The following is a 6,859-nucleotide window of genomic DNA, read 5'->3' on the forward strand; positions in this document are numbered from 1 at the left end:
GAAGAACCACGGGCGCAGAAGAAGCACGGGCTCAGAAGAACACGGACCGCCGCTGCACCAGCAGCTTGTACAGCGTGTGCTGGATCTGCTCCCGCACCTGGTCCGTCAGGTTGAACATCAGCATGGGATCCTCCGCCGCCTCCGTCGCATAGCCGGCGGTGGAGATCGGCTCACCGAACTGGATCGTCCACTTCGTCGGCAGCGGCACCGCCCCCAGCGGCCCCAGCCACGGGAACGTCGGAGTGATCGGGAAGTACGGGATCCCCAGCAGCCGCGCGAGCGTCTTCGCGTTGCCGATCATCGGGTAGATCTCCTCCGCGCCCACGATCGAGCACGGCACGATCGGCGTCCCCGCACGCAGCGCCGTCGACACGAACCCGCCCCGCCCGAAGCGCTGCAGCTTGTACCGGTCCCCGAACGGCTTCCCTATCCCCTTGAAGCCCTCGGGCATCACCCCGACCAGCTCCCCGGCCTCCAGCAGCCGTTGCGCGTCCTCCGCGCACGCCAGCGTGTGACCGGCCTTCCGGGCCAGCTCGTTGACCACCGGCAGCATGAACACCAGATCCGCCGCCAACAGGCGCAGGTGCCGCTGCGCCGGGTGGTGGTCGTGCACGGCCACCTGCAGCATCAGCCCGTCCAGCGGCAGCGTCCCCGAGTGGTTCGCCACGATCAGCGCACCGCCCTGCGCCGGGATGTTCTCGATGCCCTTGACCTCGACCCGGAAGTACTTGTCGAACAACGGCCGCATCAAGGACATCAGGACCTGGTCCGTCAGCTCCTTGTCGTAGCCGAACTCGTCGACCTCGTACTCCCCGGTGACCCGACGCCGCAAGAACGCCAGCCCGCCGGCGATCCGCCGGTCCCAGCCGCCGCCCGCCCGCTCCGGCACCTCCCGCTCCGGCACCGCCGGCTCCTCCACCGGATCCGCCACCGGCTCGGGAGCGGACACCGCCCGGACCTTGCGGGGCACGCGCCGACGCGGCCGGTCCTCGTCGAACGGAATGACCTTGGCGTCCGCCACTATCGCTTCGCTCCTTCAACCGCGTCCACGTCGGCCTCCTGGCCGTCCACCTTGAGCACGGCCGCCACCCGGTCCACGGCCCGCGCCGCCCGCTCGGGGGACAGCAGCCCGCCCCCGCGGCTCCGCGCGAAGTCCGCGAACGTCTCGGCGGTCGTGTACATCGGCTCGAAGCCGAGCACCTCCCGCATCTGCGAGGTCTCCACGACCCGCCCGTGCGTGAGGAGCCTTATCTGCTCCGGCGAGAAGTCGGTGATCCCGACCGCCCGCAACGCCGACCCCACCCACGTCACCGCGGGCAGCAGCAGCGGCAGCGTCGGCCGCCCCAGCCGCCGCGAACACTGGGACAGCAGCAGGACGCCGTCCCCCGCGATGTTGAAGGTCCCGCTGTTCAGCGTCCCCCGCCGCGGCTCCCCCGCCGCCAGGCGCAGCACGTCCAGCACGTCGTCCTCGTGGACGAACTGCAGCCGCGGGTCGTAACCCAGCACGGTCGGCATCACGGGGATCGAGAAGTACTCGGCGAGCGCCGAATCGGCGAACGGCCCCAGGATGTTCGCGAACCGCAGCACGCACACCGCGACGTCCGGCCGCCTGCGCGCGAAGCCCCGTACGTACCCCTCGACCTCGGCGGCGTCCTTGGCGAACCCGCCCGCCGGCAGCGACTTCGGCTGCGTGGTCTCGGTGAAGACCGCCGGATCGCGCGAGGTGCCCCCGTACACGCTGGTACTGGACTTCACCACGAGCCGCTGGACGGTCGGGGACTTCTGGCAGGCCCCGAGGAGCTGCATCGTCCCGATGACGTTCGTTTCCTTGACGGTGCTGTGCGCCCCGCCGGTCCCCACACTGCCCCCGGTGACCGCCAGATGGACCACCGTGTCGACGGCGTGCTCGGCCAGCACGCGGGCGATCGCCGACTGCCTGATGTCCGTACGGACGAACTCGGCCGATCCGAGCCGGTGCGGCGGAGTCACCGCGTCGACCGCGATCACCCGCTCGACATCCGGGTCGCGCTGGATGCGGCGCACGAAGCGGCCACCCAGCTGCCGGGCAGCCCCGGTGACGAGTACGACCTTCCCCACGAGCTCAGCGCCTCCCTCGAAGAAGTCCCCCGGCTGCACCGCAGCCCCTCCACCAGAATGGTGGAGGGGCTGCGGAAAACACGTTCAGCTGCCGCTTACTTCTTGTTACGGCGCTGGACGCGGGTGCGCTTGAGCAGCTTGCGGTGCTTCTTCTTAGCCATCCGCTTGCGCCGCTTCTTGATAACAGAGCCCACGACTACCCTCGCTCACTTCTCTTCACTGGTGCGGGGCGTCTGGGCCCACACGACCTACGTCGGCCTAGCCTACCCGCCCGAGCTCCGAGCCTGTAATCCGAGTGCACCTGCGTCGTCGCGAGGGCGCCCCGAGCGTCAGTCTCAGGCCGACTCCACCCCCACATAGGACTCTCGGAGGTACTCGTGGACCGCGTTCTCGGGGACCCGGAAGGACCGGCCCACCCGGATTGCGGGCAGATGACCGTTGTGCACCAACCGGTACACGGTCATCTTCGACACTCGCATCACCGAGGCAACCTCCGCCACGGTCAGGAACTGAACCTCACTGAGAGGCCTCTCGCCAGCAGCCATGACACACCTTGACCTTCCGCGCATGACGGGCACCGGCTTCCCCTCCGGTTACTCCTCGTCGTCGCACGCTCACTCCCCAGAGTAGGGGCGCGTGATACGAGTGGGGAAGAGGAGCTACGGCCACTCCTGCCGCCCCGTCAGACTCGCCCGATTGAGCACATAGCGCGTAAGGGGCCGGTAGTAGTCCGCACGCACCGCGTCATCGAGCGGAACGGCCACCGAGACCCGCCCCTCGGCCTCGCCGACGAACAACGCGGGATCGTCCGTATCCGCCAGCCCGATCGCCTCCACACCGAGCTGACCAGCACCGCAGACCCACCCGTGATCCCCCACCACCAACTCCGGCAACGGCCCGCCGGCCTCCGCCAGAGCCCCCAGTGCGAGCCGGACCGGCAGCGGCGAATGGGAGTGTGCGCCGGTCGCACTCCCGGGCGGCCGCGCGCCGGGCTCCCGCACCAGTGCGACCCCCCGTACGTAATCGATGCGGTACCTGCGTACGCCGAACCGGGTCACCATGTCGACACTCACCCCCTGCGCCGGAGTGAGGACGACACAGCCCGCCGCCGACATCGCCTCGGCCAATCCGGCGTAGAAACCCAGGAGCCGGTGCGGATGCCCCGTCCCGAACAGCACGGGCGACCGCGCCCCGGCCGCCGCCCGCAGCCGCCCCGCGAAGGCCTCCAGCGCGGCCATCGTCCGCTCCGGATCGATCACGTCCGGCCCGCTGACGTGCGCCGGATCGGCCGAGACCCCGCACTTGTCCGCCATCAGCCTCAGCAGGTCACCCTCGCCCCACGCCCACTCCGGATCCAGCCCGAGCAGCACCCGCGGATCGCGCGCCGCGAACAGCCGGTAGCTGCGCAGGCTCTCCTCCCGCGACGTCGCGATGGGCCCGGCCAACCGGGCGGCCAGCAGATGCGCACGCAGCGCGCCGGAGCTCAACACCCTCCGATGCTGCCGCACCGCACCTGGCGGCTCATCAATTCTCCAGAACCGCCCCACAGTTGGCGTAACGATGCATCATCAGGTCAGCATGCCGCGCAGCGGGAACACCGCGCGCCGGGTGGCGAGGACGGCTTGATCCGTACGGTCCGCAGGGTCGTAGCCCGCGTCCCACGCCCGCCACGCCACCTCGCGCCCGTCCGTCATCCGCGCCGGCGCCAGCTGCCGCGTCCGCGCGTACACCTCGTCCCGCCACGACGCCGGCACCGCCGTCACCGGGTCCACCGGCCGGTGCGCGGCGATCGCCACCAGGTGCGTCCACGACCGCGGTACGACGTCCACCACCGCGTACCCGCCGCCGCCGAGCGCCAGCCACCGCCCGTCCGCGTACTCGTGCGCCAGCCGGTGACAGGACTCCTGGACTGCCCGCTGCGCGTCCAGGGACACCGCCAGATGGGCGAGGGGGTCCTCGAAGTGCGTGTCCGCGCCGTGCTGCGTCACCAGCACCTGCGGCCGGAAATCCGCCAACAGCTCCGGCACCACCGCGTGGAAGGCCCGCAGCCACCCCTCGTCCCCGGTCCCGGCCGGCAGCGCGACGTTCACCGCCGACCCCTCTGCCGCCGCCCCGCCCGTCTCCTGCGGCCAGCCGGTCTGCGGGAACAGCGTCCGCGGGTGCTCGTGCAGGGACACCGTCAGCACCCGCGGGTCGTCCCAGAAGGCCGCCTGCACGCCGTCCCCGTGATGCACGTCCACATCCACGTACGCGACCCGCTCCGCCCCCAGCTCCAGCAGCCGCGCGATGGCCAGCGCCGCGTCGTTGTACACGCAGAACCCGGCCGCCCCGCCCGGCATGGCGTGGTGCAGCCCGCCCGCGAAGTTCACGGCGTGTTCGGCCTCGCCGCGCCAGACCGCCTCCGCCCCCGCCACCGACTGCCCGGCGATCAGCGCGGACGCCTCGTGCATGCCGGGGAACGCCGGATCGTCCATGGTCCCCAGCCCGTACGAGCCGTCGGCGACCCCCGGATCCGCCGACACCTCGTGCACAGCGGCGACGTAGTCCTCCCGGTGCACGAGCCGCAGCGTCGAGTCCCCGGCCGCGCGGGCCGCCCGTACCTCCATGGCCCGGTCCAGCCCGAAGGCGCGCACCAGGCCCATGGTCAGCGCCAGACGCACCGGATCCATCGGATGGCCGGGCCCGAAGTCATACTTCGTTACCGCCTCGTCCCACATCAACAACCCGCGGCCGCTCATGCCCGACACCGTATCGGGCGTCCCGCGGTCCGAACGAGCGGGCGTAGAACAGCGTGACCAGCACCAGCACCATCGGCACGAGCATCGCGCCGCGGTAGCTCCACGCGTCCCCGATCCCGCCGACGAGCGGCGACCCGATCAGGAAGCCGACGTAGTTGAAGATGTTCAGCCGCGCTATCGCCGTGTCCGACCCACCCGGGAACAGCCTCCCGGCGGCCGCGAAGGTCTGCGGCACGATCACGCACAGCCCGATCCCCAGGAGCGTGAAGCCGAGCATTCCCACCCACGCCCCCGGCGCGGCCGCCACGACGGCGAACCCGACGGCCGCGACCACCGTCCCGCCCCGCACCACCGCCGCGGGCCCCCAACGCCGTACGCCCAGGTCCCCGACGGCCCGCCCGATCAGGGTGGTCACCATGTAGACGTTGTACGGGACCGTCGCCAGCTGCTCGGAACTGCCCAGCACGTCCTGAAGGTACTTGGCACTCCAGTTCGCCACCGTCGAGTCCCCGATGTACGCGCACGCCATCACCAGGCAGAGCGGCAGCAGCAGCTTGGACCCGCCGGCGCCCAACCCCTTCTCCGGTGCCACCTCGACGGGCGCGTCGACATAGCTGCGGCTCCCCAGCAGGACGAGCGGCACCAGGACCACCACGGCCGGCAGATAGCTCGCCAACAGGCCCAGATGCCAGTGCGCCCCGGCCCAGGCCGCCGAGGCCCCGGCGATCCCGCCGAGACTGTAGGCGGCGTGGAAGCCGAGCATGATGCTGCGCCCGTACTGCCGCTGGAGGCTGACGCCGAGCATGTTCATCGAGGCGTCCAGGGCGCCCACCGACAGCCCGAACACCCCCAGGGCCACCGCCACCTGCCACATCTCGCTGCCGGCCCCGACACCGAGCAGCGCCAGCAGCACCACGGGCTGCGCCCACCTGAGCACCGCGCTGGGCGCCACCCGCTTCACCAGGTGCTCGGTGCCCACACTGGCGACCCCGGCGAGGACGGGGACGGCGGCGAGGAAAGCGGGCAGCAGCGCGTCGGATATCCCGTACCGGTCCTGGATGGCCGGGATCCGGGTCACGAGCAGCGCAAAGGCCACCCCCTGCGCGAAGAAGCCGAACCCCAGGGCACTGCGCCCGCGCCGCAGCCGCACATCATCCGTCATGGCGGGTCAGCGTAGGCCCCGGGGCTACCCGTGGGTAGAGCGATCACACAGGCAGTTGCAACAGCCCCGGCAGCTGCTTCATGTCCCCGAAGTACGCGGTCGCCCCACGGAGCCGCTCGGCGGGCAGCATCGTGGTGAACGCGAACACGTCCATGCCCGCGGCCCGTGCCGCCTGCACCCCGAGCGTGCTGTCCTCGACCACCACGCACCGGGAGGGCTCCACGCCCATCGACCGGGCCGCGTGCAGGAACAGATCGGGCGCCGGCTTCCCCTGGCCCACGTCCTCGGAGCTGAAGATCCACTCCTCCTCGAACCATCCGTCGAGCCCGGCCGCCCGGTGCCCGACCCGGATCCGCTCATGACTCCCGGAAGAGGCCAGGCAGTAGCCGACCCCGTGCGCGGTCAGCGCACCGAGCACCTCCTCCACCCCGGGCACCGGCCGCAGTTCGCGCGCGAAGGCGGCGAAGGTCCTCGTGTGCAGCGCCTCGTCGAAATCGTCCGGCAGCCGCTTCCCGGTCCGCTCGAGCACGAGGTCGTGCACCCGGTGCACGGCGGCGCCCATGTAGTCGCGGAGCGAGTCCTCGTACGAGGTCGGGTGGCCGATCTCGCTCAGATACTCGGCGAGGATGCTGTTGGCGAGCGGCTCACTGTCCACCAGCACGCCGTCGTTGTCGAAGATGACGAGGTCGTAGCCCATCCCCCAACCCTACGAGCCGTCAACCCGGATCCATCCGTACCCCATGCCGCGCATCCGACGGATTCTGGCGGTGAACGCAGAAAAGCCCCGCACCGGACCCTTACGGGTCTGGTGCGGGGCTTCCGCAATGATTGTTCGGCGGCGTCCTACTCTCCCACAGGGTCC

At 71.1% G+C, this 6,859-nt stretch carries 8 protein-coding genes; all 8 read right to left on the reverse strand.

What is annotated here, in order from left to right:
* Positions 1 to 31: 31 nt before the first annotated feature.
* On the reverse strand, positions 32 to 1,021 hold the full coding sequence (locus tag AB0D44_RS30440) for a lysophospholipid acyltransferase family protein (protein WP_362596848.1): 990 nt from the start codon (positions 1,019 to 1,021) through the stop codon (positions 32 to 34).
* A complete protein-coding gene (locus AB0D44_RS30445; RefSeq protein WP_362596851.1) occupies positions 1,021 to 2,097 on the reverse strand; it encodes an NAD-dependent epimerase/dehydratase family protein in 1,077 nt (358 codons plus the stop codon). The genes AB0D44_RS30440 and AB0D44_RS30445 overlap by 1 nt, the downstream gene beginning before the upstream one ends.
* A 95-nt stretch (positions 2,098 to 2,192) precedes the next feature.
* Positions 2,193 to 2,291 (reverse strand): AURKAIP1/COX24 domain-containing protein, encoded by a 99-nt coding sequence (locus AB0D44_RS30450; protein WP_003948845.1) that lies wholly within the window; start codon positions 2,289 to 2,291, stop codon positions 2,193 to 2,195.
* 141 nt (positions 2,292 to 2,432) lie between these two features.
* The gene (locus tag AB0D44_RS30455; RefSeq protein ID WP_008738568.1) at positions 2,433 to 2,642 is read right to left on the reverse strand and encodes a helix-turn-helix domain-containing protein; all 210 of its coding nucleotides are present in this window, start codon (positions 2,640 to 2,642) and stop codon (positions 2,433 to 2,435) included.
* Between the two features lie 114 nt (positions 2,643 to 2,756).
* Positions 2,757 to 3,587 (reverse strand): phosphatase, encoded by an 831-nt coding sequence (locus tag AB0D44_RS30460; RefSeq protein ID WP_362596854.1) that lies wholly within the window; start codon positions 3,585 to 3,587, stop codon positions 2,757 to 2,759.
* Between the two features lie 78 nt (positions 3,588 to 3,665).
* Positions 3,666 to 4,835, reverse strand: a complete 1,170-nt coding sequence (locus AB0D44_RS30465; RefSeq protein ID WP_362596857.1) for an acetoin utilization protein AcuC — start codon at positions 4,833 to 4,835, stop codon at positions 3,666 to 3,668.
* Positions 4,786 to 5,997 carry an MFS transporter gene (locus tag AB0D44_RS30470; RefSeq protein WP_362596859.1) on the reverse strand — a complete coding sequence of 404 codons (1,212 nt, stop codon included), beginning with the start codon at positions 5,995 to 5,997 and terminating at the stop codon, positions 4,786 to 4,788. The genes AB0D44_RS30465 and AB0D44_RS30470 overlap by 50 nt, the downstream gene beginning before the upstream one ends.
* Positions 5,998 to 6,040: 43 nt before the next feature.
* Complete coding sequence (locus tag AB0D44_RS30475; RefSeq protein WP_362596862.1) at positions 6,041 to 6,694, reverse strand: HAD family hydrolase; 654 nt, start codon at positions 6,692 to 6,694, stop codon at positions 6,041 to 6,043.
* Positions 6,695 to 6,859 lie beyond the last annotated feature (165 nt).

It is taken from the genome of Streptomyces sp. NPDC048349 (assembly GCF_040651925.1).
In the GTDB taxonomy this organism is placed as follows: Bacteria; Actinomycetota; Actinomycetes; order Streptomycetales; family Streptomycetaceae; genus Streptomyces.

What these genes read in the sequence shown, in the direction of transcription:
- AB0D44_RS30475 (WP_362596862.1), bottom strand. Translation starts at nt 6,694, where the DNA reads ATGGGCTACGACCTCGTCATCTTCGACAACGACGGCGTGCTGGTGGAC.
- AB0D44_RS30465 (WP_362596857.1), bottom strand. Translation starts at nt 4,835, where the DNA reads ATGAGCGGCCGCGGGTTGTTGATGTGGGACGAGGCGGTAACGAAGTAT.
- AB0D44_RS30470 (WP_362596859.1), bottom strand. Translation starts at nt 5,997, where the DNA reads ATGACGGATGATGTGCGGCTGCGGCGCGGGCGCAGTGCCCTGGGGTTC.
- AB0D44_RS30455 (WP_008738568.1), bottom strand. Translation starts at nt 2,642, where the DNA reads ATGGCTGCTGGCGAGAGGCCTCTCAGTGAGGTTCAGTTCCTGACCGTG.